The organism is Streptomyces sp. NPDC031670 (assembly GCF_055580545.1).
The window spans coordinates 466,659-491,567 of the sequence record NZ_JBVILC010000002.1; the positions used below are offsets into that span (position 1 = coordinate 466,659).

General features: G+C 69.2%; 19 protein-coding genes. 8 read left to right on the forward strand and 11 right to left on the reverse strand.

Features of this window, described 5'->3' with window-relative positions; translation table 11 throughout:
- Positions 1-65 precede the first annotated feature (65 nt).
- The 3 genes from ACZ5ID_RS06180 to ACZ5ID_RS06190 all read right to left on the reverse strand — a co-directional run bounded on the left by ACZ5ID_RS06180 (position 66) and on the right by ACZ5ID_RS06190 (position 6,482).
- Complete coding sequence (locus tag ACZ5ID_RS06180) at positions 66-1,793, reverse strand: serine/threonine protein kinase (RefSeq protein ID WP_468893894.1); 1,728 nt, start codon at positions 1,791-1,793, stop codon at positions 66-68.
- Positions 1,794-1,922: 129 nt separating this feature from the next.
- Positions 1,923-4,094: a murein biosynthesis integral membrane protein MurJ gene (gene murJ / locus ACZ5ID_RS06185; protein ID WP_468893896.1), complete on the reverse strand. Its 2,172-nt coding sequence runs from the start codon at positions 4,092-4,094 to the stop codon at positions 1,923-1,925.
- Between the two features lie 54 nt (positions 4,095-4,148).
- Entirely contained in the window at positions 4,149-6,482 is a 2,334-nt protein-coding gene (locus ACZ5ID_RS06190) for a DUF6049 family protein (protein WP_468893898.1), read from the reverse strand.
- Positions 6,483-6,721: 239 nt separating this feature from the next.
- On the opposite strand from ACZ5ID_RS06190, the gene ACZ5ID_RS06195 reads away from it, so the two are divergent.
- Positions 6,722-8,164, forward strand: a complete 1,443-nt coding sequence (locus ACZ5ID_RS06195) for a CCA tRNA nucleotidyltransferase (RefSeq protein WP_468893900.1) — start codon at positions 6,722-6,724, stop codon at positions 8,162-8,164.
- A gap of 157 nt (positions 8,165-8,321) precedes the next feature.
- Here the strand turns inward: ACZ5ID_RS06195 and ACZ5ID_RS06200 are convergent, their stop codons facing one another.
- The 4 genes from ACZ5ID_RS06200 to ACZ5ID_RS06215 form a co-directional block, all read right to left on the reverse strand.
- Entirely contained in the window at positions 8,322-8,840 is a 519-nt protein-coding gene (locus ACZ5ID_RS06200) for an LppU/SCO3897 family protein (protein ID WP_468893902.1), read from the reverse strand.
- Between the two features lie 108 nt (positions 8,841-8,948).
- Complete coding sequence (locus ACZ5ID_RS06205) at positions 8,949-10,202, reverse strand: MFS transporter (protein WP_468893905.1); 1,254 nt, start codon at positions 10,200-10,202, stop codon at positions 8,949-8,951.
- An 80-nt stretch (positions 10,203-10,282) separates the two neighbouring features.
- A complete protein-coding gene (locus tag ACZ5ID_RS06210) occupies positions 10,283-11,365 on the reverse strand; it encodes an inositol-3-phosphate synthase (RefSeq protein WP_101389170.1) in 1,083 nt (360 codons plus the stop codon).
- 50 nt (positions 11,366-11,415) lie between these two features.
- On the reverse strand, positions 11,416-12,099 hold the full coding sequence (locus tag ACZ5ID_RS06215; protein WP_188276669.1) for a PadR family transcriptional regulator: 684 nt from the start codon (positions 12,097-12,099) through the stop codon (positions 11,416-11,418).
- Between the two features lie 375 nt (positions 12,100-12,474).
- On the opposite strand from ACZ5ID_RS06215, the gene ACZ5ID_RS06220 reads away from it, so the two are divergent.
- Positions 12,475-15,168, forward strand: a complete 2,694-nt coding sequence (locus tag ACZ5ID_RS06220) for a transglycosylase domain-containing protein (protein ID WP_468893908.1) — start codon at positions 12,475-12,477, stop codon at positions 15,166-15,168.
- Between the two features lie 96 nt (positions 15,169-15,264).
- Entirely contained in the window at positions 15,265-16,794 is a 1,530-nt protein-coding gene (locus tag ACZ5ID_RS06225) for a glycosyltransferase family 87 protein (RefSeq protein WP_468893910.1), read from the forward strand.
- A 61-nt stretch (positions 16,795-16,855) separates the two neighbouring features.
- Here ACZ5ID_RS06225 and ACZ5ID_RS06230 read toward each other — a convergent pair whose 3' ends face one another.
- The 3 genes from ACZ5ID_RS06230 to ACZ5ID_RS06240 all read right to left on the reverse strand — a co-directional run bounded on the left by ACZ5ID_RS06230 (position 16,856) and on the right by ACZ5ID_RS06240 (position 19,519).
- Positions 16,856-17,887 carry an alanine racemase gene (locus ACZ5ID_RS06230; RefSeq protein ID WP_365102717.1) on the reverse strand — a complete coding sequence of 344 codons (1,032 nt, stop codon included), beginning with the start codon at positions 17,885-17,887 and terminating at the stop codon, positions 16,856-16,858.
- 68 nt (positions 17,888-17,955) lie between these two features.
- Positions 17,956-19,074, reverse strand: coding sequence for a lipid II:glycine glycyltransferase FemX (locus ACZ5ID_RS06235; protein WP_406553128.1), 1,119 nt, complete (start codon positions 19,072-19,074; stop codon positions 17,956-17,958).
- A 124-nt stretch (positions 19,075-19,198) separates the two neighbouring features.
- Entirely contained in the window at positions 19,199-19,519 is a 321-nt protein-coding gene (locus ACZ5ID_RS06240; RefSeq protein WP_406553129.1) for a hypothetical protein, read from the reverse strand.
- Between the two features lie 271 nt (positions 19,520-19,790).
- On the opposite strand from ACZ5ID_RS06240, the gene rpsF reads away from it, so the two are divergent.
- The 4 genes from rpsF (at position 19,791) to rplI (ending at position 21,495) form a co-directional block, all read left to right on the forward strand.
- Positions 19,791-20,081, forward strand: a complete 291-nt coding sequence (rpsF, locus tag ACZ5ID_RS06245) for a 30S ribosomal protein S6 (RefSeq protein WP_067162183.1) — start codon at positions 19,791-19,793, stop codon at positions 20,079-20,081.
- 75 nt (positions 20,082-20,156) lie between these two features.
- Positions 20,157-20,750, forward strand: coding sequence for a single-stranded DNA-binding protein (locus ACZ5ID_RS06250; RefSeq protein ID WP_468893915.1), 594 nt, complete (start codon positions 20,157-20,159; stop codon positions 20,748-20,750).
- A 43-nt stretch (positions 20,751-20,793) separates the two neighbouring features.
- Positions 20,794-21,030 (forward strand): 30S ribosomal protein S18, encoded by a 237-nt coding sequence (gene rpsR / locus ACZ5ID_RS06255; RefSeq protein WP_005315025.1) that lies wholly within the window; start codon positions 20,794-20,796, stop codon positions 21,028-21,030.
- 18 nt (positions 21,031-21,048) lie between these two features.
- A complete protein-coding gene (gene rplI / locus ACZ5ID_RS06260; protein WP_067162187.1) occupies positions 21,049-21,495 on the forward strand; it encodes a 50S ribosomal protein L9 in 447 nt (148 codons plus the stop codon).
- Between the two features lie 130 nt (positions 21,496-21,625).
- On the opposite strand, the gene ACZ5ID_RS06265 is transcribed toward rplI, so the two are convergent.
- Entirely contained in the window at positions 21,626-22,963 is a 1,338-nt protein-coding gene (locus ACZ5ID_RS06265) for an MATE family efflux transporter (protein ID WP_468893917.1), read from the reverse strand.
- Between the two features lie 441 nt (positions 22,964-23,404).
- Here ACZ5ID_RS06265 and dnaB point away from each other — a divergent pair, with 441 nt between their 5' ends.
- The gene (gene dnaB, locus ACZ5ID_RS06270; RefSeq protein WP_406553136.1) at positions 23,405-24,874 is read left to right on the forward strand and encodes a replicative DNA helicase; all 1,470 of its coding nucleotides are present in this window, start codon (positions 23,405-23,407) and stop codon (positions 24,872-24,874) included.
- Positions 24,875-24,909 lie beyond the last annotated feature (35 nt).

Consider the following 24,909-nt stretch of genomic DNA (forward strand, 5'->3'; position numbering starts at 1 on the left):
CCCCCTCCCGGCACTCTCGGATTTGCCGGTCGGCCCGGGGTTCGCCGAACCCCGGGCCGACCGGATCAGCCGGTGAACTTGACGTCCGTTATGGCCTGCTTGTAACCGGAACCACTGAACTCGTCGGTGGCCGCGTAGGGCGCCGCCGTGATCCACAGAAGGACATAGCGGGTCTTGACCGGCTTCTTCGCCTTGAGAGCGGCGGAGACGCCGCTCGTCGTCGTGGTGGCGATCTGCTTCATGTCACCGACCGGTGTGCTCGGCGACAGGGAGTCCGTCGCGTAGAGCGTCAGCGTCGTGTGGTCGCCCTCGTACCGGAGCCCTATCGAGGCCGTCGACACGTCCTTCTCGGACCCGAGGTCGTAGACGATCCCGACGCCCTGCTTGAAGGGGGCGAGCCTGGGGCCGTCGACGTAGCTCTTGGAGCGCCAGTACGTGGAGGTGGCACCGTCGTAGGTGTTGCCCACGTCCTTGGCGTTCTGCGGCTTGCCGTCCGGGGCGTACTCCTCCGCGCCCCGGATGCGCAGCGGCATCGGCGCCTTCGGCTTGTCGCCCTCGCTCTTGTTCGGCTGCTGGGTCGTCCCGGACTCGCCGGAGCCCTTCTCGTGGCCCAGGAGCGAGTCCGCGAGCTGCCAGCTGCCCAGACCGAGCGCGGCGATGAGCAGCGCCGAGACGGCCCACTTGATCGCCTTGCCGGTACGTCCCTGGAGCGCGGGCGGCGGAGCCGGCACGACCTGGGTGACGGCCGGGTGCGGGCCGGCGGGCGGACGGCCGTAGGTGCCCTGCTGGTAGGTGGTGCGCTGGTACTCGGGCGGCGCGGTGAACGCGGGCTCCGGCGGGCGGATGCGCGGCATCGCCGCGACGGCCTTGACCAGCTCGTCCGGCGTGGTGCAGGCCGGTTCCTGGCGCGACGCCGTGGCGCCGTCGTTGACCAGCGCCCGCATGGCGAGCTCGGACAGGCCCCGGTGGACCCCCGCGCGCACCTGGTCGGGAGCGATGAGACCGACGCCCTTGGGCAGCCCGTGCAGGCCGTAGGCATCGCTGTCGTACGGCCAGCGCTGGGTCAGCGAGGCGTACAGCAGGGCGCCGATCGCCTCGGTGTCGGTCCGCTGGGGCGTGTCGGAGGTGATGCCGCGCAGCGCGGCGTTCACCGCGAGCCCGCGGATGCGGTACTGGCCCGAGGAGGTCCGCAGGATCGCGCCGGGGGTGAGCCGCAGATGGGCGAGGCCCTCGCGGTGGGCCGCCGCCATGGCCTGGGACACCTGGGTGACCAGCTGGTAGGCGTCGTGCGGCTCCAGCGGGCCGGCGGCGAGGAGCGCTGTCAGCTCGGTGGCGTCGGGCAGCCACTCGTGGACCACGTAGACGAGGTCGTTCTCCTCCACCGCGTCCAGGACCTGGACGAAGCGCGGATCTCCCAGGAGCGCGGACGAACGGGCAGCCGCGAGGACGGAACGCGCCCGCGGATGGTCCGCCGGGAGCAGATGGACGCCGACGGCGCGGCGGAGCTTTTCGTCCACCGCCCTCCAACTGCTGAAACCGTCCAGACGGGTGACGCACTCTTCGAGCCGATAGCGTCTGGCGAGCTTGTGGCCGCTGTGCAGCTCCGGTGTGGCGATGGAGGGCTCGGCGGGCTTTCGTTCACCGCCCGTGTCGCCGGTGCCCTGCTCCGCTGTGTCTGCCGTGTCGATGGATTCCGCCACCCCGTCGGTCGTGGCCCCGTCCGCCTTGGCGGTCAGCGGGTTGTCGCCGCTGTTGTCGGCCACGTCGACGGCAGCCGTGCTACGTTCCGCCACCGTCGTTCCTGCCTCCCCATCCGTTGCGTGCTGTCGGCCAGCCATGCAAAGTCATGCCAATTGTGCCCACAGTCCGGCGCTATGCACGACACACGGCGGCGGACGATGGTTGTGCGCGGGTCACCGGACTCAGCGTCCGAGGCGCCCGCGCACCATTCCGACCATGGAGTTGAGCTCCTCGATCCGCATCTTCTTCGCCGCGGCGAAGAAGACCCCGAGCAGTGCTGCCCCGCCCACCACGAGCGCGACCAGTGAACCGAACGCCCCCTCGCCGATCCCCTTGAGGATGACGAAGCCGAGCGTGCCGCCGATCACCGCCGCCGGGACGGCCGCCAGGGAGAGCCTCGCGTACGTACGCAGCACGCGCGCCCCGTCCAGGTCGCCGCCCAGCCGGTTGCGCAGCCGACGCCAGGCGACTCCCACACCGACGGCGTAGGCCAGACCATAGGCGCCGGCCATGCCCACGACCGCCCACTGGGCGGGCAGGACCACGTAGCAGGCGGCCGACGCGGCGGCGTTGACCCCGGCCACGATGACCGTGTTGTAGAACGGCGTCCGCGTGTCCTCGTACGCGTAGAAGCCGCGCAGGACGACGTACTGGACCGAGTACGGGATCAGGCCCAGCGCGAACGCCATGAGGATGAAGCCCATGGACCTGCTGGCCTCGGCACCGCTGGTGGAGTACAGCAGGGTGCACATCGGGACGCCGAGTGCGAGGAACATGAACGCGACCGGGACGATCGCGACCGCCGAGTTGCGCAGGCCCTGCGAGATGTCGTCGCGGACCGCGCCCGGGTCGTCGTCGTGCGCGGCCCGGGAGATGCGCGGCAGCAGGGCCGCCATCACCGAGACCGTGATGATCGCCTGCGGCATGCCCCAGATCAGCTGGGCGTTGGAGTAGGCGAGGAAGCCCGCTCCGTGCTCGGCGGAGGCCTTGCCGGCCGCCGTGGCGAGCTGGGTCACGACGAGCACGCCGGCCTGGTTGGCGAGGACGAACAGCACGGTCCACTTGGCGAGGTGGACCGTCTTGCCGAGGCCGTGGCCCTTCCAGTCGAAGCGCGGCCGGAAGCGGAAGCCGGTCTCCCGCAGGTACGGGATCATCGCCAGCGACTGGACGACCAGGCCGAGCAGGGTGCCGATCCCCAGCAGGCGGATGCCCTCCGGAGGGATCGTCTGGACACCCATCCTGGTCTCGCCGAAGGTGCCGTACACCCCGATGAACAGGCCGAACGTGCCGATCATGACGATGTTGTTGAGGACCGGGGTCCACATCATCGCGCCGAACTTGCCGCGGGCGTTGAGGATCTGCCCCATCACCACGTGCACACCCATGAAGAAGATCGTGGGCAGGCAGTAGCGGGCGAAGGCCACGGCGACGCTGTTGGCGGCCGTGTCGTCGGAGATCGTCCCCGACATGAGTTTGATCAGCAGCGGTGCCGCGAAGACGACGATGGCGACGATGACGCCGAGCGCCACCATGACGAGGGTCAGCAGCCGGTTGGCGTACGCCTCGCCGCCGTCCTCGTCGTCCTTCATCGAACGCACCAGCTGCGGAACGAAGACCGAGTTGAGACCGCCGCCGACGGTGAGGATGTAGATCATCGTCGGCAGGGTGTAGGCGACGGTGTAGGTGTCGCCGAGCAGCGAGGTGCCCAGCGCGGCCGTGATCACCAGGCTGCGGACGAAGCCGGTGAGCCGCGACACGAGCGTGCCCGCGGCCATGACGGCGCTCGACTTGAGCAGTCCGGAGGCGCGGCCACCGGACTTCTGCTGCGGCGCGGCGGGCAGCGGCTCGGGCTCCGGGGCGGCCGGGGCCGGACCGGAGGCCTGCTGGTCGCGGTAGAGGTACGCGAAGGCGTCCTGCTCGGGCGGTTCCTCGGCCGCCTGGGTGACCAGGGCGTCGACGCCCACGAACTGCGTGGAGCCGGCCGTGTCGCCGTACGGCAGACGGCGCGAGGGGCCGTCCGGCTCCGGCGGCGGGGTCTGCGCCCAGATCCGGGGGTCCGGCGCGTACGGCTGCGCCGGCGGCTGCTGGTAGAGCGGCTGCGGCTCCGCGTAGGTGCCCGGGGGCGGCGGCGGGTGCGCGGCACGGTCGTACAGCGCCTCCGTCACCGGGTCCTGGGCGTACAGATCCTGCGCCCGGTACGGATCGTTTCCGTAGGCGTCCTGGAAGTACGGGTCGGGCGCGGGCTGCTGCGGCGGCACCTGCTCGGCGTAGGGAGGCACCGGGGGCGTGTTCCCGGAGGACGCGGAGCCGCCGCCCGCGCCCTGCCCGCGGTCACCGTCGTACGGCGCGTTCATGGTTACCCCACCTCGTCGTCCCCGGCCTGGCCGGCCACGGTGCATAGCGATAGCTCAATGCTCCACTTTCTCACCCGTGCCGGGCGAGGCCCCGCTTTCCGGACCGGTGTCCGGTGTCGGGTCACTCGGCTGCCCGGGATCGTCACCGTCCGCCGCCTCCGCCGCGTCGCTCCCGCCGGTCTCCTTCAGGGCCGTCGACCGCTTGCGGTGGGTGTACATCCTGATGCCCGCGAGGACGAGCAGCAGGACACCGCCCGCGATCACCAGCATCACGGTCGGGGTGATCTCGGAGACCTTGACCGTGAACTCCATCGGATCGCCGTACGGCGTGCCGTCCTGCGTGTAGAGGCGGGCGGTCACCTGAACGGGGCCGTTGGCGTTGGCCGTGGCGGTGAACTTCACCGACTGGCTGTGCCCGCCGTCGATCTTGACCGGCTGCCCGCCGTTCGTGTCCTCGTTGGTGGTCACCTTGAGGCGGGAGGGGTTGCTCGGCTCCAGTCGCAGCACCAGATTGCCCACGGGCTGGACCAGCTGGTTCTGCACGGTGACGGCGAGCGTGGCGCTGCGCCCCGACATGGTGGCCGTGGACTTCTGGATGAGCCGCACCTCGCCGGTGAGGCCGTCCAGATAGCTCTGTACGCCCGCCCGGTAGATCACCGCTCCTTCGCGGTCGTCGCGCCAGGAGGTCGACATCTCGCGGTTGATGGCGTTGCCGAAGGGCGTGACCACCCGGTCGGGGGCGGTCAGGACGACCTTGAACTTGTCCAGGGTGCCCTGGGTGCTCTTCATGTCCTGGAAGGCCTGGACCGGCAGTTCCTGCCTGCGCAGCGATCCGGGGTACGAGGAGGAGCCGGGCACCCGGGCGGTGGCTTGCGCGTCCGGCTTGACGGTGGCGGCGGCGGTGAGGTCGAGGGGCTGGGTCCAGCGCTGCGCGCTCAGGGCACGGACCGCGCTCGCCATCGTCTGGGCCTGGCTCGCGGTCGGCATCCGCTGCGGGGCGACGACGACGCTGCGCTGCTTCTCGGTGTCCTGGAGCGTGATCGCCAGAGTCTGGGCGAGGAACTCCTGGACGGCCAGGGTGGAATTGCCGGCCCTGGACATGTCGCCCTCGAACGCGGTGGAGAGACGGGCGTCGGAGACCACGGCCGTGGTTCCGCCGCCGATGGGCCGTGCGGCCGACGGCGAGTAGCTCAGCCCGCCGGTCTCGCGGAGGCTGTCGCTGCGTGCGATCACGTTGTGGGCGCCCGCCGAGGTGGCGACATCGACGATCGAGGGGTCGACCGCGCCCTGGACCGGCCAGGCGAAGTCGACCGAGGGCGTCACATGGAGGATGGTCTCCACGGTCTTCTCGGCCACCTCGGTGGCGCCCTGGAGATGGCTCAGCGACCCGGAGACGTCCTTGCCGCGATGGGCGAGCGAGGCGAGGTCCGGGTCGGCGAACGGCAGTGCGACGACCTTCTTGCCCTGTACCGCGTCCTCGAGCCTGCCCAGCCACTCCTTGGCGACGTCCTGGTTGGTGCCGGGCACATCGGTGTCGCCGGACTTGACCCGGTAGTTGCGGGTCATCGCGTCGACGGTGGCGAGCAGATCGGGGTCGATCACCCAGGTGACCGGCAGCTCGTCGCCCAGCGAGACCATCCGCTCCAGCCGTCCGCCGGGCGCGAGCTCCGCGGCCAGCTCCTCGTCGGCGAAGACCGGGGTCTGCTGCTCGTCCGAGCCCGTCTGCGCGGTGAGGTGGGTGGACGACATCAGCGGCCACAAGTAGGTGAGCTGCGACTTCTTGCCGTCGACGGCCTCGGGCTGCCACGGCAGGAAGGTCCGCTGGCTGCCCAGGATCTGGTCGTACGGCTGGTTCACCGTCTGCCCGGAGACCGAGACGCCCAGCGGATAGACGCCGTCGCCCTCCAGGCCCAGCTTGGCGACCGGCACGGAGAGCGTGAAGTCACGGCTGATCCCGGGGGCCAGCTTCGGGAACTTGACCGTGTACTTGTCACCGACCTCCGCCCCGTCCAGGCCCTGCGAGGAGCCGCCGCGCTGGGAGGCGTCGTCGATCCCGGTCCTGCCGTTGAGCCGCTGGCCCACCCGCAGACCCACATGGGCGCTGGTGACGGCCTGCCTGCCGGTGTTGGTGACCGTGCCGGAGATCGTCAGCGTGTCGCTCTTGACGGGGGCGCTGGGGGCCATCGAGTCGAGCGTCACCTGGACGGTGCGCGAGAGCGGCGCCTTGTGCGGCGCGGTGGTACCGGTGGCGTGGGCCGCCGTGGTGGCGGCCGTACCGGACAGCAGACCGGCGATCAGGGGAGCGCCGACGAGCAGCGCCGCTGTGCGGCGCAGCCATCGGCGGGCGGGAGAGGGGCCCATCCCCTGAGAAGCTGCCGCCTCGGCCACGCGTCGCCCGTCCCTCGTCGTCGTCAGCTGTGTCGGTGGTTGTCGATTCCTGCGTCCACGCATGGTAACGAGGTGGACTGTGGCGAAGTGCCGTGGACTGCTCCACATGATCGGAAGAGTGTGCCAGGGAGCCAGGTGGGGCGGCTTCCCGGGGCTGTGCGGACCCGCGAACACCTATGGACCGGGGCGGACGGAAACGGTGACGCCCCCGGTCGGCCGGGCACGTACCCTCTTTTGTTGTGCCGAACGCCAACGAAGACAATCCCAGCGCCCTGAACCAGGTGCAGCGCCGAGCGGTCAGCGAACTGCTGCGGGTGTCCCCGGTCGCCGACGATCTTGCCCGCCGCTTCCAGGAGGCCGGATTCTCGCTCGCCCTGGTCGGCGGCTCGGTGCGGGACGCACTGCTGGGCCGGCTCGGCAATGACCTGGACTTCACGACCGACGCCCGCCCCGAGGCGGTGCTGAAGATCGTCCGCCCGTGGGCGGACGCGGTCTGGGAGGTCGGGATCGCGTTCGGCACCGTCGGCTGCCAGAAGGACGGCTACCAGATCGAGGTGACGACGTACCGCTCCGAGGCGTACGACCGCACCTCGCGCAAGCCCGAGGTGTCCTACGGCGACTCCATCGAGCAGGACCTGGTCCGCCGTGACTTCACCGTCAACGCGATGGCCGTGGCGCTGCCCGAGAAGGAGTTCGTCGACCCCCACGGCGGTCTGGAGGACCTGGCGGAGCGCGTCCTGCGCACCCCCGGCACCCCGCAGGAGTCCTTCTCCGACGACCCGCTGCGCATGATGCGGGCCGCCCGCTTCGCGGCGCAGCTCGACTTCGAGGTGGCCCCCGAGGTCGTCGCCGCGATGTCGTCGATGGCCGAGCGGATCGAGATCGTCTCCGCCGAACGCGTCCGGGACGAGCTGAACAAGCTGCTGCTGTCGGCGCACCCCCGCAAGGGGCTGCGGCTGCTCGTGGAGACGGGGCTCGCCGACCATGTGCTGCCCGAGCTGCCCGCGCTGCGGCTGGAGAGCGACGAGCACCACCGGCACAAGGACGTGTACGAGCACTCGCTCACGGTCCTGGACCAGGCCATCGCCCTGGAGGAGGACGGGCCCGACCTGGTGCTGCGCCTAGCCGCGCTGCTGCACGACATCGGCAAGCCCAGGACGCGCCGGTTCGAGCAGGACGGCCGGGTCTCCTTCCACCACCACGAGGTGGTCGGCGCGAAGATGACCAAGAAGCGCATGACCGCGCTGAAGTACTCCAACGACATGGTCAAGGACGTCTCGCGCCTGGTGGAGCTGCATCTGCGCTTCCACGGCTACGGCACCGGCGAATGGACCGACTCGGCGGTGCGCCGTTACGTACGCGACGGCGGGCCGCTCCTGGACCGGCTGCACAAGCTGACCCGCTCGGACTGCACCACCCGCAACAAGCGCAAGGCGACCGCGCTGTCGCGGGCCTATGACGGCCTGGAGGAGCGGATCGCGCAGCTTCAGGAGCAGGAGGAGCTCGACTCGATCCGCCCGGACCTCGACGGCAACCAGATCCAGGAGATCCTGGGGATCGGGCCGGGCCCGGCGATCGGCCAGGCGTACAAGCATCTGCTGGAGCTGCGCCTGGAGAACGGGCCGATGGAGCACGACGCGGCCGTCGCGGCGCTCAAGGAGTGGTGGGCCGAGCAGGGCTGAGTCGGCCCGCGGGACGTTTCACGTGAAACATGCGTCGTGGTTTCACGGGGAACCCGCACGGTGTTTCACGTGAAACATCGCGCCCCAGATACGCCGAGGGGCGGTGTTTCACGTGAGGGGTTTCACGTGAAACACCGCCCCTCTCCCGCTGCCGGGACTACTTCTTGTAGTCCTTCAGGCAGAGGGTGAAGTCCTTGCTGCCGCCGGTCTGCGTGTACTCCGAGTACTTGGTGCGGTCGCAGCCGCTGTTGTCGTCCTTCTTCTGCACGACCTTGAACTTGGCCTTGGAGTCGCCGCAGTCCACGACCTTCAGGTCCGGGTTGGTCGTGGAGTCGGGGTTGCCGATGCTCATGCAGTCGCCGACCTTGGCGGTGTCGGCGTCATGACGGCTGGAGTACCAGGCCGCGAGCGCGGCGCTGAGGACACCCACCACGACGACGATCCGGACGATCTTCTTGACGTTGCGGCGACGCGGAGGGACGGGCGCCGGCGCGTGGGGTATCCCGTCCTGGTTGAAGTACGGCGACTGCTGCGGCGGGACACCCGGCTGGCCCGGCTGGCCGTACGGTGCGCCTCCCTGCGGCTGTCCGTACGGGGCTGCGCCCTGCGGCTGTCCGTAGGGAGCGTTGGGCTGCGGCGCGTACGGGTTCTGGCCCTGGGGCGGCGGAGTGGACACGTGGGGGTTCCCCCTTGGTGAAAACAGATGATGTAGGACGCCCGTAAGGTAGCGGGCCCGGCTGACATCCCCGCTACCGGAGGGCACTCTGTGGCCCTGATGTGACACTCAGCCGCGCTGAAAGCGGGTCATAAACACCGCTACCACTGCGTAGATCACCGAGACCGTGACCACCAGGGCCACCGACTTTCCGTCAGGCGGCAGCATCAGCGCGGCAACCGCGGCGGCGCCGACGAAGGCGACGTTGAAGAGCACGTCGTAGAGCGAGAAGATCCGGCCCCGGTAGGCGTCGTCCACCGAGGACTGCACCACGGTGTCCGTGGAGATCTTCGCGCCCTGGGTGACGAGTCCCAGGACGAACGCGGCCACCAGGACGGGCCCGGGGGCGAACGGAAGCCCCAGGGCGGGTTCAAGGACCGCCGCGGTCCCCGCGCACACCGCCATCCACCGGTAGGGCCCCACCCGTGCCACCGCCCCCGGTGTCACGACGGCCGCCGCGAAGAACCCCGCCCCCGAGACGCCCACGGCGAGCCCCAGCAGTGCCAGCCCGTCGGTGGTGCCGTCGGTCCAGGCGTACCGGCACAGCATCAGCACCAGGACGGTCAGCGCCCCGTAGCAGAAGCGCATCAGCGTCATCGCGGCCAGGACACCGGCGGCCGTCCGGCGCTGTCGCAAGTGGCGCAGCCCGTCGGCGAGTCCGCGCGCCGTCGTCCCGATCGCGGCGACGATCCCGGGCCGCACCTGGACCGGGTCGGGCCCCAGCAGCCCGGGCGGCAGCCGCAGCGACCACAGGGCCGCGCACAGATAGAGGAGCGAGCCGAACAGCACGGTGGCGGCGTCCACCGGCAGCACCAGCCGCAGACAGAAGGCCAGTCCACCGCCCGCCGTGGCGGCCAGTGTTCCCGCCGTCGGGGAGAGGGAGTTGGCCATCACCAGCCGTTCTTCGTCCACGACCCGGGGCAGCGCGGCCGAGAGCCCCGCCAGCACGAACCGGTTGACGGCCGTGACGCACAGGGCGGAGGCGTAGAAGAGCGCGTCCGGCGCCGAGGCGAGCAGCAGCAGTGCGGTGCATCCGGCCAGCAGGGCCCGCAGCAGATTGCCGTAGAGGAAGACCTGGCGCCGCTGCCAGCGGTCGAGCAGGACGCCCGCGAACGGGCCCACGACGGAGTAGGGCAGCAGCAGTACGGCCATGGCCGAGGCGATCGCGGCGGGCGAGGTCTGTTTCTCGGGGGAGAAGACGACATGGGTGGCGAGCGCGACCTGGTAGACGCCGTCCGACGCCTGGGAGAGCAGTCGTACGGCCAGCAGGCGCCGGAAATTCCTCAGGCGCAGGAGTACGCGCAGATCACGCACGACGGACATGGGTGCAAGCGTCACATACGCGGAGGGTCCCCGCGCCGGCACGGCACGGGGACCCTCAACAGTCGGGTGGGAGCCGGGACTTAGCGCTCGACCTCGCCCTTGATGAACTTCTCGACGTTCTCGTAGGCCTCGTCGTCGAAGTACTGGACCGGCGGGGACTTCATGAAGTACGAGGACGCGGAGAGGATCGGGCCGCCGATGCCGCGGTCCTTGGCGATCTTCGCGGCGCGGACGGCGTCGATGATGACACCCGCGGAGTTCGGGGAGTCCCACACCTCGAGCTTGTACTCGAGGTTCAGCGGAACGTCACCGAAGGCGCGGCCCTCGAGGCGCACGTACGCCCACTTGCGGTCGTCCAGCCACGCCACGTAGTCCGAGGGGCCGATGTGGACGTTGTTGTCGCCCAGCTCGCGGTCGCGGATCTGCGAGGTGACGGCCTGCGTCTTCGAGATCTTCTTGGACTCCAGGCGCTCGCGCTCGAGCATGTTCTTGAAGTCCATGTTGCCGCCGACGTTCAGCTGCATGGTGCGCTCCAGGCGGACACCGCGGTCCTCGAAGAGCTTCGCCATGACGCGGTGCGTGATGGTGGCGCCGACCTGGGACTTGATGTCGTCACCGACGATCGGGACGCCCGCCTCGGTGAACTTGTCCGCCCACTCCTTGGTACCGGCGATGAAGACCGGAAGGGCGTTGACGAACGCGACCTTGGCGTCGATGGCGCACTGCGCGTAGAACTTCGCAGCGACCTCGGAGCCGACGGGGAGGTAGCAGACCAGAACGTCGACCTGCTTGTCCTTGAGGACCTGGACCACGTCGACCGGGGCCTCGGAGGACTCCTCGATGGTCTGGCGGTAGTACTTGCCCAGGCCGTCGTGGGTGTGTCCACGCTGGACCGTGACGCCCTTGTTCGGGACGTCGCAGATCTTGATGGTGTTGTTCTCGCTGGCGCCGATGGCGTCCGCGAGGTCGAGGCCGACCTTCTTGGCGTCCACGTCGAACGCGGCCACGAACTCCACGTCCTTGACGTGGTAGTCGCCGAACTGGACGTGCATCAGACCCGGCACCTTGCCCGCCGGGTCGGCGTCCTTGTAGTACTCGACGCCCTGCACCAGCGAGGCGGCGCAGTTTCCTACACCGACGATGGCTACGCGAACCGAACCCATTCCGGTTGCTCCCTGTGTGTTCTCGACGAAGTCCTGCGGACGCAGGGCCTTCAGTTGGCGGTGTCCTCGGACGGATCCGGCCGGGTGCTGTCCCGATGCCGGGGCAGGCCGCCCGTCTCTCCTGATGTGTGGTCCTGCTGAGCGGAGCCGGTGGCCGGGCCGGATCGCTGATCCCGCCCCGCCCGCTCGCTCTCGATGAGCTCGTTCAGCCAGCGCACTTCGCGCTCCACGGACTCCATGCCGTGTCGCTGCAGCTCAAGCGTGTAGTCGTCCAGGCGCTCGCGCGTACGGGCCAGGGAGGCGCGCATCTTCTCGAGGCGCTCCTCCAGCCGGCTGCGACGACCTTCCAGCACGCGCATCCGCACCTCGCGCTCCGTCTGCCCGAAAAAGGCGAAACGTGCCGCGAAGTGCTCGTCCTCCCAGGTATCGGGGCCGGTGTGGGAGAGCAGTTCTTCGAAATGCTCCTTCCCCTCCGCCGTCAACCGGTAGACGATCTTGGCCCGGCGCCCTGCGAGTGAAGCGGCGAGAGCGTCCTCGGGAGCGCTGCCCGGTTCCTCGATCAACCAGCCGCTCGCGACCAGCGTCTTGAGGCAGGGGTAGAGGGTCCCGTAACTGAAGGCCCGGAAGATCCCCAGTGAGGTGTTGAGCCGCTTGCGCAGCTCGTACCCGTGCATCGGGGCCTCGCGAAGCAGGCCGAGTACGGCGAATTCGAGGATGCCGGAGCGTCTGCTCACCCTTCGCCTCCTCTGTCGCCGCGGACCTTTATGCCGTGCTGATGTATCGACTCGATACATCCTGACGATAGAACGACGGGGCCTCCGCGACAAGGGGGGCCATGGTGAACGGCGTCACATCGTCAATTCATGGGAAGCAAGTTGCCTGATTTGGGGTGAACTTCGGCCCTAGGCTGGTTTTGACCGTGCGTAGTCTGTGCGGCATGCAGATCACCGGGAGCCGAGTGACGTCAGGGGGCGTCGGCGCGTACCGCGCCATCGGCATACCGGGTGCACGGCGGACGGGCCCGGCGCAGGGCTGGTCCGTCTGTCGGGGGGACCGGAACTCACCAGTCGCTTCCAGGCGCTCTCGCCTGCCCGAGGAGTAGTCGTTCGATGAGCGAGCACCGTCGCAAACCGCCGGAGTCGCAAGGCGGGGGCCGCGCGGCGGCCCGACGTGCTGCCCAGCAGCCGTCCGGCCGCCGGGCGACCCCCGACCGGGACTCGGTCACAGGGTCCCCCTCCGGCTCGTACGGAGAGCAGCGGCAGGCCAATGGGCGCGCCGAGTCCCGAAGGGCCGCCCAGCGGAGCGGACGCAGACGGGCTGACGGTCCCGGCGGCGGTGGCCCGGCCGGCCCGGGCGGGCGCCGCGGCGGATCCGGCCCCGGCGACCGGAGGCCCGGAAAGAAGCGCTTCATCGACTACCCGCGCTACAACAAGCGCGGGTGGCGGCGCTGGATGCCCTCATGGAAGCTGGTCAGCGGGCTGTGCCTCGGTTTTCTCGGCACCCTGGTGATCGCGATCGGCATCGCCTACTGGACGGTGAGCGTCCCGAATGTGGCCCAGGCCGCCCAGGCCGAGAACAACGTCTACTACTGGGCCGACGGGTCCCAGATGGTCGCGACCGGCGGCGAGGTCAACCGCCAGATCATCGCCTACGAGAAGATCCCCGCCGCCATGCGGTACGCGGTGATCTCGGCGGAGAACAAGACCTTCGAGACCGACTCCGGTGTCGACCCCCAGGGCATCGCGCGCGCCCTGGTGAACATGGCCAAGGGCGGCCACACCCAGGGTGGCTCCACGATCACCCAGCAGTACGTGAAGAACGCCCGGCTCGACGACCAGTCGCAGACCCTGACCCGTAAGTTCAAAGAGCTCTTCATCTCCATCAAGGTCGGCGCGACCAAGAAGAAGAGCGAGATCATGGCGGGCTATCTGAACACCGCCTACTACGGACGCGGTGCCTACGGTCTGCAGGCCGCGGCACGCACGTACTACAGCAAGGACGCCAAGGACCTCGATCCCAGCCAGTGCGCGTTCCTCGCCTCGCTGCTCAAGGGCGCCACCTACTTCGACCCCGCCGGCGCCACCGAGATCGACCCGGCCGCCACCCCGCAGCAGAACACCAAGAACGCCATGAGCCGATGGGCCTGGATCCTCGACGAGGAAGTGAAGGACGGCCATCTGCCCGCGGCCGAGCGGGCGAAGTTCACGACCTTCCCGATGCCCGACAAGCCCAAGAAGAACGCGCAGCTCAGCGGGCAGATCGGCTATCTGGTCAGCCTCTCCAAGGCGTACTTCGTCAACAACAACACTCAGGGCATCACCGCCAGCGACCTGGACAAGGGTGGCTACGAGATCCACACGACCTTCGACAAGAAGAAGGTCCAGGCGCTCGAAGGGGTCGTGAAGAAGGTCCGCAAGGAGAACTTCGACGCGAAGAAGCGGCCCAAGCTCGACACCTTCGTCCAGTTCGGTGCCGCCTCCGTGGACAACAAGACCGGAGCCATCAAGGCGATCTACGGCGGTGAGGACGCGACGAAGCACTTCACCAACAACGCCGATCAGACCGGTGCGCAGGTCGGCTCGACCTTCAAGCCGTTCGTCCTGGCCGCCGCCATGGAGTACGGCAAGCGCGACCCGAAGGGTCCCAAGGACCAGGGCGAGTCGCAGCGCACCCCGGTCTCCCCGAAGAGCATCTACAGCGGCATGAACAAGCTGAAGATCAAGAACTACGACGGGAGCGTGTGGACCAACGAGAACGGCGATCCCTGGAGCCAGACCAACGACGGCAACCAGTCGTACAACCCGCCGAGCTACGCGATCGACCTGCGGTACGCGATGCAGGAGTCGGCGAACACGCCCTATGTCCAGCTCGGCATGGATGTCGGCACGGACAAGGTGAAGGACGTGGCCCTGGCGGTGGGGCTCCGTAAGGACAGCCTCGCGTCCTCGACCGTGCCCTCGTTCTCCATCGGCACCTCCTCCCCCAGCGCGATCCGGATGGCCGGTGCCTACGCCACCTTCGCCACCAGCGGGATGCACCACGACGCCTACTCGGTCGAGAAGGTCATGCGCCGGGGCGGCGTCATCTACAAGCACGAGGACAAGGCGTCCCGTGCCTTCTCCGCCGCGGTCGCCGACAATGTGACGGACGTCCTGAAGAACGTGGTCGAGAAGGGCACCGGCACCAACGCCAAGCTCAGCGGCCGTGACGTGGCGGGCAAGACCGGTACCACCGACGAGAACCGCTCCGCGTGGTTCGTGGGGTACACGCCGCAGCTGTCGACCGCGGTCAGCATGTACCGCCTCGACGACAACGAGAGCAGCAAGAAGCGCGAATTCCTGTCCATGTACGGGACCGGTGGCCAGAAGAAGATCCACGGTGCGTCCTTCCCGTCGACCATCTGGCACGACTACATGGAGCAGGCGCTGAACGGCACCCGGGCCGTCGACTTCCCGACGCCCGAGCCGATCGGCGAGAAGGTGTTCGGCGGCGGCATGTCGCCCAGCCCGAGCCCCTCCCCGTCGCCGTCGAACACGCCGTCTCCCTCCGCCAGCAGCCCCTCGCCCACCCCGTCGCTGACTCCGCGCCCCACCCCGAAGCCCAGCAAGACCTGCGGCAAGTGGGACTGGAACTGCGGCGGCCCCGGTGGCGGCCCCGGCGGCTCGGACGCGGGCGCCGACGCGGGTACCGACCAGGGCGCCACCAGCGGGGACATCAGCGGGCCCTCCGGCAGCCCGTCGCCCAGTAAGTCCAAACCGGGCAGCGGCCCCCAGGGAAGCATCTTCGGGGGACCCAACGGCTAGCGGGCCCGGCGCACGCGGCTGAACACCAGGGGCGATGTTTCACGTGAAACATCGCCCCTCGGCATTTCCACAGAGGTGTACGGCAGGATGTGCGGCATGACGAGCGAGACCAGTGCCCGCGCGTACGAGACCCGGCCGGCGAAGTCCACCGGACCCGTCGTGCGCCCCACGGAGCAGGACGAGGTCGCCGCGGCCGGCAGTGAGGTGCTGGGCGGCCCGATGGGCCGCTGGGCCTCGGGGGCGGGCCACTGGCTGACCCCGGTCCGGGTGATCGCCCTGGTCGCGATCGGGATGTTCGCCCTGGGGATGGCACAGAAGGCCCCCTGCTACGAGTGGGCGTGGTTCCGGGGCGTGAACTCCCAGTACACCCACGCCTGCTACTCCGACATCCCGCACCTCTACGTGGGCCGGGGCTTCGCCGACGGGAAGGTGCCCTACTTCGACCGGCTCTCCGGCGACATGGACTTCCTCGAATACCCGGTGCTGACCGGACTGTTCATGGAGGTGGCCTCCTGGCCGGTCTCATGGATGTCCGGCGGCACCATGCAGCACCGCGAGCAGATGTACTGGATGGTCAACGCGGGGATGCTGATGGCCTGCACGGCCGTCATCGCGGTCTGTGTGGCGCGCACGCACCGCCGCCGCCCCTGGGACGCGCTCCTGGTCGCCCTGGCGCCCGCCTTCGCCCTCACCGCGACGATCAACTGGGATCTCTTCGCCATCGCCCTGACCGCCGCCGCCATGCTGCTGTGGTCCCGCAGCCGCCCCCTCGCCTTCGGCATCCTGATCGGGCTCGCGACGGCCGCCAAGCTCTACCCCGTGCTCCTGCTAGGACCACTGCTGTTCCTGTGCTGGCGGGCCGGGAAGTGGCGGGAGTACGGGGCGGCCGTGCTCGGAGCGGCGGGCGCCTGGCTGGCGGTGAACGTGCCGGTGATGCTGCTCGCGCCCGAGGGCTGGAAGAAGTTCTACACGTTCAGCCAGGAGCGGTCCGTCGACTTCGGCTCGTTCTGGCTGATCATCTCCCAGCGCACCGGCAAGTCCCTGGACGTCCACATGGTGAACAACCTGGCGACGCTGCTGATGGTGCTGCTGTGCGCGGGCATCGCAGCGCTGACGCTCACCGCGCCCCGCCGTCCGCGCTTCGCCCAGCTCGCCTTCCTGGTCGTCGCCGCGTTCATCCTGACCAACAAGGTCTACTCCCCGCAGTACGTGCTGTGGCTGATCCCGCTGGCCGCGCTGGCCCGGCCCCGCTGGCGCGACTTCCTGATCTGGCAGGCGGGGGAGGTCGTCTACTTCCTCGGCATCTGGACGTACCTCGCGTACACGATGAGCGGCGAGAAGCACCAGGGCCTGCCGCCCGAGGGCTACCAACTGGCCATCGCCGCGCATCTGCTGACGACGCTCTACCTCTGCGCGATGATCGTGCGGGACATCCTGATGCCGGAGCGGGACGGCGTACGACGTGACGGCTCGGACGACCCCTCGGGAGGCGTGCTCGACGGGGCCCGGGACGTGTTCGTCCTGGGGCAGGCGGCCCACCCGCCCCGGCACGCGGCTCCCCTGGTGGAGGGGCCGCTGGTGGAGTGGGGCACGGGTCGGCCGGGCGCCCAGGACGGCTGGACGTGACGAGAAGGGCCCCCGCCGGTGGCGGGGGCCCTTCGTCCTGTCCGGTCGGTGACGCCGACGCCTAGCGGTCGACCATGCGGTCGAACTGCGTCGTGGTGTGCCGCAGATGGGCCACCAGCTCGTCGCCCACGCGCGGCTCCTGGGAGTCCGAGGGGACGAAGAGGATCGAGACCTGCATGTGCGGCGGCTCGGCGAACCAGCGCTGCTTGCCGTCCCAGACGAACGGCGACAGATTGCGGTTGACGGTCGCCAGACCGGCCCGGGCGACGCCCTTGGCACGCGGCATCACCCCGTGGAGCGCCTTGGGGGCCTCCAGGCCGACGCCGTGCGAGGTGCCGCCGGCGACCACGACCAGCCAGCCGTCGGAGGCCGCCTTCTGCTGGCGGTAGCCGAAACGATCCCCCTTCGCGACCCGGGTGACGTCCAGGACGGCACCGCGGTACTCGGTCGCCTCGTGGTCGCCGAGCCACAGCCGGGTGCCGATGCGGGCGCGGAAACGGGTCTGCGGGAACTGCTGCTGCAGCCGCGCCTGCTCCTCGGCCCGCAGATGGCTCACGAACATGGTGTGCAGCGGCAGCCGGGCCGCACGCAGCCGGTCCATCCAGCCGATGACCTCCTCGACGGCGTCGGAGCCGTCGGTGCGGTCCAGCGGGAGGTGCAGGGCGAAGCCCTCCAGGCGTACGTCCTCGATGGCGGAGTGGAGCATGCCGAGCTCCTCCTCCTTGATGCCGTGGCGCTTCATCGAGCTCATGCACTCGATGACCACGCGCGCGCCCACCAGGGCGTGCACCCCGTCCACGGACGACACCGAGCGGATCACGCGGTCCGGCAGCGGCACCGGCTCCTCGCTCCGGCGGAACGGCGTGAGCACCAGCAGGTCGCCGCCGAACCAGTCCTTGATACGGGCCGCCTCATAGGTGGTGCCGACCGCCAGGATGTCCGAGCCGAAGCGGTTCACCTCCTCGGCCAGGCGCTCGTGGCCGAAGCCGTAGCCGTTGCCCTTGCAGACCGGGACGATGCCCGGGAACTGGTCGACCACGGACTTCTGGTGCGCCCGCCAGCGCGCGGTGTCGACGTACAGGGAGAGCGCCATGGCCGGATCCGGGACCTTTCTCGTGGCTGCGGTGTGTCAGAGGTATGAGTTACGAGACTACGCACCCATCAGCGCCTCGACATGTAGATGTCGAGCGCCTTGTGCAGCAGCTTGTTCAGCGGGAAGTCCCACTCGCCGACGTACTCGACGGCCTCGCCGCCGGTGCCGACCTTGAACTGGATGAGACCGAAGAGGTGGTCGGTCTCGTCGAGCGAGTCGGAGATGCCGCGCAGGTCGTAGACGGTCGCGCCCATGGCGTACGCGTCGCGCAGCATCCGCCACTGCATCGCGTTCGAAGGCCGGACCTCACGGCCGATGTTGTCGGAGGCGCCGTAGGAGTACCAGACGTGGCCGCCCACGACGAGCATCGTCGCCGCCGACAGGTTCACACCGTTGTGGCGCGCGAAGTAGAGCCGCATCCGGTTGGGGTCCTCGTTGTTGAGCACCGTCCACATGCGCTGGAAGTACGAGAGCGGGCGCGGCCGGAAGTGGTCGCGGACGGCGGTGATCTCGTAAAGGCGCTGCCACTCGGCCAGGTCCTCGTAGCCGCCCTGGACGACCTCGACGCCCGCCTTCTCGGCCTTCTTGATGTTGCGGCGCCACAGCTGGTTGAAGCCCTTGAGGACGTCGTCCAGCGAACGGTTGGCCAGCGGCACCTGGAAGACGTAGCGCGGCTGCACATCGCCGAAGCCGGCGCCGCCGTCCTCGCCCTGCTGCCAGCCCATCTTCCGCAGCCGGTCTGCGACTTCGAAGGCGCGCGGCTCGATGTGGGTGGCCTCGACATCACGCAGACGCTTCACGTCCGGGTCCTGGATGCCGGACTTGATGGCGGCCGAGTCCCAGCGCCGGATGACGACCGGCGGCCCCATCTTCACCGAGAACGCGCCCTGGTTCTTCAGGTGCGCCAGCATCGGCTGCAGCCACTCGTCGAGGTTCGGCGCGTACCAGTTGATGACCGGGCCCTCGGGCAGATACGCCAGGTACCGCTTGATCTTCGGCAGCTGGCGGTAGAGCACCAGCCCGGCGCCGACCATCTGGCCCGTCTTGTCGAACCAGCCAAGGTTCTCCGAACGCCACTCGGTCTTCACATCAGCCCACGCCGGGACCTGGCAGTGGCTCGCCGCGGGCAGGCTCTGGATGTACGCCAGATGCTGCTCTCGGCTGATGGTCCTCAGGGTCAGGCTCATGCGGGGCGCTCCTCGGCAGGTGTGTCCCCATGGGTACAGGGGCTCCGGCTCTCGCGCCGAAGCCTACTGCGCCCGGGGAGCGCCCCGGATGGCTGTACGGGCCCTGGGTGGGTGCGGGGTGTCCTCAGCCGCCGACGACACCGCCGAAGAGGCCGCCGTGGGCCATGCCGAGGAAGAAGCCCACGGCGGAGGCGCCGAGCCCGAGGATCAGCAGGAACCGCTCGCGGGTCGTCACCGAGATGAACTGTCCGTACGCGCCCGTGAGGATCCCCACCAGGCCCGCCCAGGAGCTGAGCAGGTGCAGGTTGTGGAAGAACGCCGTGGTGAAGGCCAGTGCGCCGAGCACGACGGTCACCGCCATGAAGGCGTCCTGAAGGGGATGGGGCTTGCCGTCGGTGGCGAAGAGGGAGACGACGGACGAGTTCGATCGCATTGCCTGTGCCATGAGGCACCTCCTGGCGGAAGCGGAGCGCGGCGAAGGGTAGCGCCGCGCACACCCGATGTGTACAGATTGCGGCCCCTGACCGCCGGATTTCAACCGGAAGCCTGTGTGCAGGTACTCTGTACGGTCTGCACCGGTGTCTGCCCTGGCCAGGACGCGGTCCCCCTCTCTCGGAGCGGGATTGTCAGTGGCGGCGGATACCGTTGTTCACGCATCACGACCCTCCTGCCACGGAACGACCGTGGCCGCTGAGTCCAAAGGAGGTGGGTTTTACATGCGTCACTACGAGGTGATGGTCATCCTCGACCCCGATCTGGAGGAGCGCGCTGTCTCCCCCCTGATCGAGAACTTCCTCTCCGTCGTCCGTGAGGGCAACGGAAAGGTCGAGAAGGTCGACACCTGGGGCCGTCGTCGTCTCTCCTACGAGATCAAGAAGAAGCCCGAGGGCATCTACACGGTCATCGACCTCCAGGCCGAGCCTGCGGTCGTCAAGGAGCTCGACCGTCAGATGAACCTGAACGAGTCGGTCCTCCGGACCAAGGTCCTCCGCCCCGAGACCCACTGAGCTTCCGCTCAGAAGTCATCGGGTTCCGAGTAGCAACACAGCAGCCAGCAGCAATCCCCGCCGAGAGGTTCACCCATGGCAGGCGAGACCGTCATCACGGTCGTCGGCAATCTCGTCGACGACCCCGAGCTGCGCTTCACCCCGTCCGGTGCGGCCGTCGCGAAGTTCCGTGTCGCGTCGACTCCCCGCACCTTCGACCGTCAGACCAATGAGTGGAAGGACGGCGAAAGCCTCTTCCTGACCTGCTCGGTCTGGCGTCAGGCGGCGGAGAACGTCGCCGAGTCGCTTCAGCGAGGCATGCGCGTCATCGTGCAGGGCCGGCTGAAGCAGCGGTCCTACGAGGACCGCGAGGGCGTCAAGCGCACGGTCTACGAGCTGGACGTCGAGGAAGTCGGCCCCAGCCTCAAGAGCGCCACGGCCAAGGTCACCAAGACCACCGGTCGAGGCGGCCAGGGTGGTTACGGCGGCGGTGGCGGCCAGCAGCAGGGCGGCGGCAGCTGGGGTGGAGCCCCCAGTGGTGGCCCGCAGGGCGGCGGCGCTCCCGCCGACGACCCCTGGGCCTCCAGCACGCCGGCCAGTGGCGGCCAGCAGCAGGGTGGCGGCGGTGGCGGCTGGGGCGGAAGCTCCGGCAGCTCCGGCGGCGGCTACTCGGACGAGCCGCCCTTCTAGGGCAGCCCGTATCCCCACTTCTTGATCACACAGGAGAAACACCATGGCGAAGCCGCCTGTGCGCAAGCCTAAGAAGAAGGTCTGCGCTTTCTGCAAGGACAAGACCGCTTACGTGGACTACAAGGACACGAACATGCTGCGGAAGTTCATTTCCGACCGCGGCAAGATCCGTGCCCGCCGCGTGACCGGCAACTGCACGCAGCACCAGCGTGACGTCGCCACGGCCGTCAAGAACAGCCGTGAGATGGCGCTGCTGCCCTACACGTCCACCGCGCGATAAGGGAAGGGTGACCGAAAAATGAAGATCATCCTCACCCACGAGGTCTCTGGCCTCGGTGCCGCCGGCGATGTCGTCGACGTCAAGGACGGCTACGCTCGCAACTACCTGGTCCCGCGTGGTTTCGCGATCCGCTGGACCAAGGGCGGCGAGAAGGACGTCGAGCAGATCCGTCGTGCTCGCAAGATCCACGAGATCGCCACCATCGAGCAGGCCAACGAGATCAAGGCCCGCCTCGAAGGCGTGAAGGTGCGTCTGGCCGTTCGCTCCGGCGACGCCGGCCGTCTCTTCGGCTCCGTCACCCAGGCCGACGTCGCTGCGGCGATCAAGGCTGCCGGTGGCCCGGACGTGGACAAGCGTCGCGTCGAGCTCGGCTCGCCGATCAAGACCCTGGGCGCGCACCAGGTGTCCGTGCGTCTGCACGCCGAGGTTGCCGCGAAGGTTGGCGTCGAGGTCGTCGCCGCCTAAGGGCATCGCTCAGCAGAGCATAAGAAGGGCCGCACCCTCCGGGGTGCGGCCCTTCGCCGTTGTCGCCGCGTGGACGTTTCACGTGAAACATCACCCCCCGCCTCCTCGCCCGGCCGGTCGGCGGACGCCCTCAGCGCGTCGCGCCCGTCACCAGCCAGCGCCCCGAGCGGGCGCGGAGCCAGAGCGTCAGCATGCGGACGGACATCATCAGGGCCATCGCCCACCACAGGGCGGTGAGCCCGCCGCCGAGCGTCGGGACCAGCAGGGCCACCGGGGCGAAGCAGACGAGCGTCAGCAGCATCGCCCACGCCAGATAACGGCCGTCGCCCGCGCCCATGAGCACCCCGTCGAGGACGAAGACGACCCCCGACACCGGCTGGGAGAGGGCGACCACGAGGAGAGCGGGCAGCAGGGTGTCCCGGACCGTGTGGTCGCCGGTGAAGAGCGGGATGAACAGCGGCCGGGCCACTGCCACCAGCAGACCGAGCACCAGCCCGGCGGCGATGCCCCACTCGACCATGCGCCGGCACGCCTGACGGGCCCCCTCGGTGTCCTCGGCACCCAGATAGCGCCCGATGATGGCCTGCCCGGCGATGGCGATCGCGTCGAGGGCGAAGGCCAGCAGGCTCCACAGCGACAGGATGATCTGGTGGGCGGCGATCTCGGCGTCACCCAGCCGTGCGGCCACGGCCGTGGCGATCATCAGGACGGCTCGCAGCGAGAGGGTACGGACCAGCAGCGGAACCCCCGCCTGGGCGCTGGCGCGGATGCCCGCCACGTCCGGGCGCAGTGAGGCGCCGTACCGTCGGGCCCCTCGTACGACGACGCAGAGGTAGACCGCGGCCATCGCGAACTGGGCGATCACGGTGCCCCAGGCTGAGCCTGCGATCCCCAGGCCCGCCCCGTAGACGAGCCCGGCGTTCAGAGCCGCGTTGACGGCGAAGCCGCCGATGGCCACAGCGAGGGGCGTCCGGGTGTCCTGGAGGCCGCGCAGTATGCCGGTGGCGGCGAGCGCCATGAGCATGGCGGGGATACCGAGCGAGGAGATGCGCAGATAGGTGACGGCGTAGGGGGCTGCGGTGTCCGAGGCGCCGAAGAGGCCGATGAACCAGGGGGCCGCGGGCAGGACGACGGCGATGACGGCGGCGCCGAGCAGCAGGGCGAGCCAGACGCCGTCCATGCCCTGGCGGATGGCGGCCGGCAGGTCTCCGGCCCCGACGCGGCGTGCGACGGCGGCGGTGGTGGCGTAGGCGAGGAAGACGAAGACGCTCACGGCGGTGGTGAGGAGTGCCGCGGCGATGCCCAGACCGGCCAGTTGCGGGGTGCCGAGGTGGCCGACGATCGCGCTGTCGGCCATGACGAAGAGCGGCTCGGCGACCAGGGCGCCGAAGGCGGGGACGGCGAGCGAGACGATCTCGCGGTCGTTTCGGCGCCGGTTGTTCCCGGGTGCCGCGGGGGCCTGTGTCATGAACTCAATCTAATCTTCCACAGGTAAGAGATGCAACGCATTAGTGATCCTTACCATGGAACCGGAGTGCGGTTCGGCTGTGCGCCGTTTGTCGTGATCTTGGGCCAGCCGGGAAAGTTTTTCTCCCCCACAGCCGGTGGACGGAAAAGCCGCAGGTCAAACCCGTGGTGACGGGGTGGCTATGACTTTGTCCACAGTGCTGTCCCCCGGTCCGTGCACAGGTTCTGCGGGGTTCTCCACAGCATCTGGTCCGTCGTCCACATGGCCTGTGGATAACCAGATTGGCTGAAGGTGCCGACGGGCCTAACGTGGACCGGCGCCCGACGCGCCGGAACCGGAGTCGGGCTTCTCGTTTTGTCAGTGCCGTGCCGTAGAAAGAGTGGCACGGCTAGGTCCGCGGAGCGGACGGGAGGAGGTGGCCCGGTGAGCATTCCCGAGCCCTTGGACGACCCCTGGGCCGACAGCGGTCCGGGTGACCGTCTGCCCGTCTCCCGCCCCCGCCGCGCCGAAGGACGGGGCCGTGGCCGCGACGACCAGCACGACCGGGGACGCGAGAGCGAGTCCTGGGACGACGGCGGTTCGTCCGGCTTCGAGCGGGTCCCCCCGCAGGACATCGACGCCGAGCAGTCCGTTCTCGGCGGCATGCTGCTCTCCAAGGACGCCATCGCGGACGTCGTGGAGATCATCAAGGGCCATGACTTCTACCGGCCGGCCCATGAGACCGTCTACACCGCGATCCTCGACCTGTACGCGAAGGGCGAGCCGGCCGACCCGATCACCGTGGCGGCCGAGCTGGTCAAGCGGGGCGAGATCACCCGCGTCGGCGGCGCCTCGTATCTGCACACCCTGGTGCAGTCCGTCCCGACCGCGGCCAACGCCTCGTACTACGCGGAGATCGTCCACGAGCGGGCGGTGCTCCGCCGTCTCGTCGAGGCGGGCACCAAGATCACGCAGATGGGATACGCGGCGGACGGCGACGTCGACGAGATCGTCAACTCCGCCCAGGCCGAGATCTACGCGGTCACCGAGCAGCGCACCAGCGAGGACTACCTGCCGCTCGGCGACATCATGGAGGGCGCGCTCGACGAGATCGAGGCGATCGGCTCCCGCAGCGGTGAGATGACCGGTGTGCCGACCGGCTTCACCGACTTCGACTCGCTCACCAACGGTCTGCACCCGGGCCAGATGATCGTCATCGCGGCCCGCCCCGCCATGGGTAAGTCCACGCTGGCGCTGGACTTCGCCAGGGCCTGCTCGATCAAGCACAACCTGCCCAGCGTGATCTTCTCCCTCGAAATGGGCCGCAACGAGATCGCGATGCGCCTGTTGTCGGCCGAGGCCCGGGTCGCGCTGCACCACATGCGCTCCGGCACCATGACCGACGAGGACTGGACCCGCCTCGCCCGCCGGATGCCGGACGTCTCCCAGGCCCCGCTGTACATCGACGACTCCCCGAACCTGTCGATGATGGAGATCCGCGCCAAGTGCCGCCGGCTCAAGCAGCGCAACGACCTCAAGCTCGTCGTCATCGACTACCTCCAGCTGATGCAGTCCGGTGGCTCCAAGCGCGCCGAGAGCCGCCAGCAGGAGGTCTCGGACATGTCCCGTAACCTCAAGCTGCTGGCCAAGGAGCTGGAGCTCCCGGTCATCGCGCTCTCGCAGCTGAACCGTGGCCCCGAGCAGCGTACGGACAAGAAGCCGATGGTCTCCGACCTCCGTGAGTCCGGTTCCATCGAGCAGGACGCGGACATGGTCATCCTGTTGCACCGTGAGGACGCGTACGAGAAGGAGTCCCCGCGCGCGGGCGAGGCGGACCTGATCGTGGCCAAGCACCGTAACGGCCCGACGGCGACGATCACGGTGGCCTTCCAGGGCCACTATTCACGCTTCGTGGACATGGCACAGACCTGATCCGGGCTTCGTCCCCGGGGGCGTGGCGAACGGAT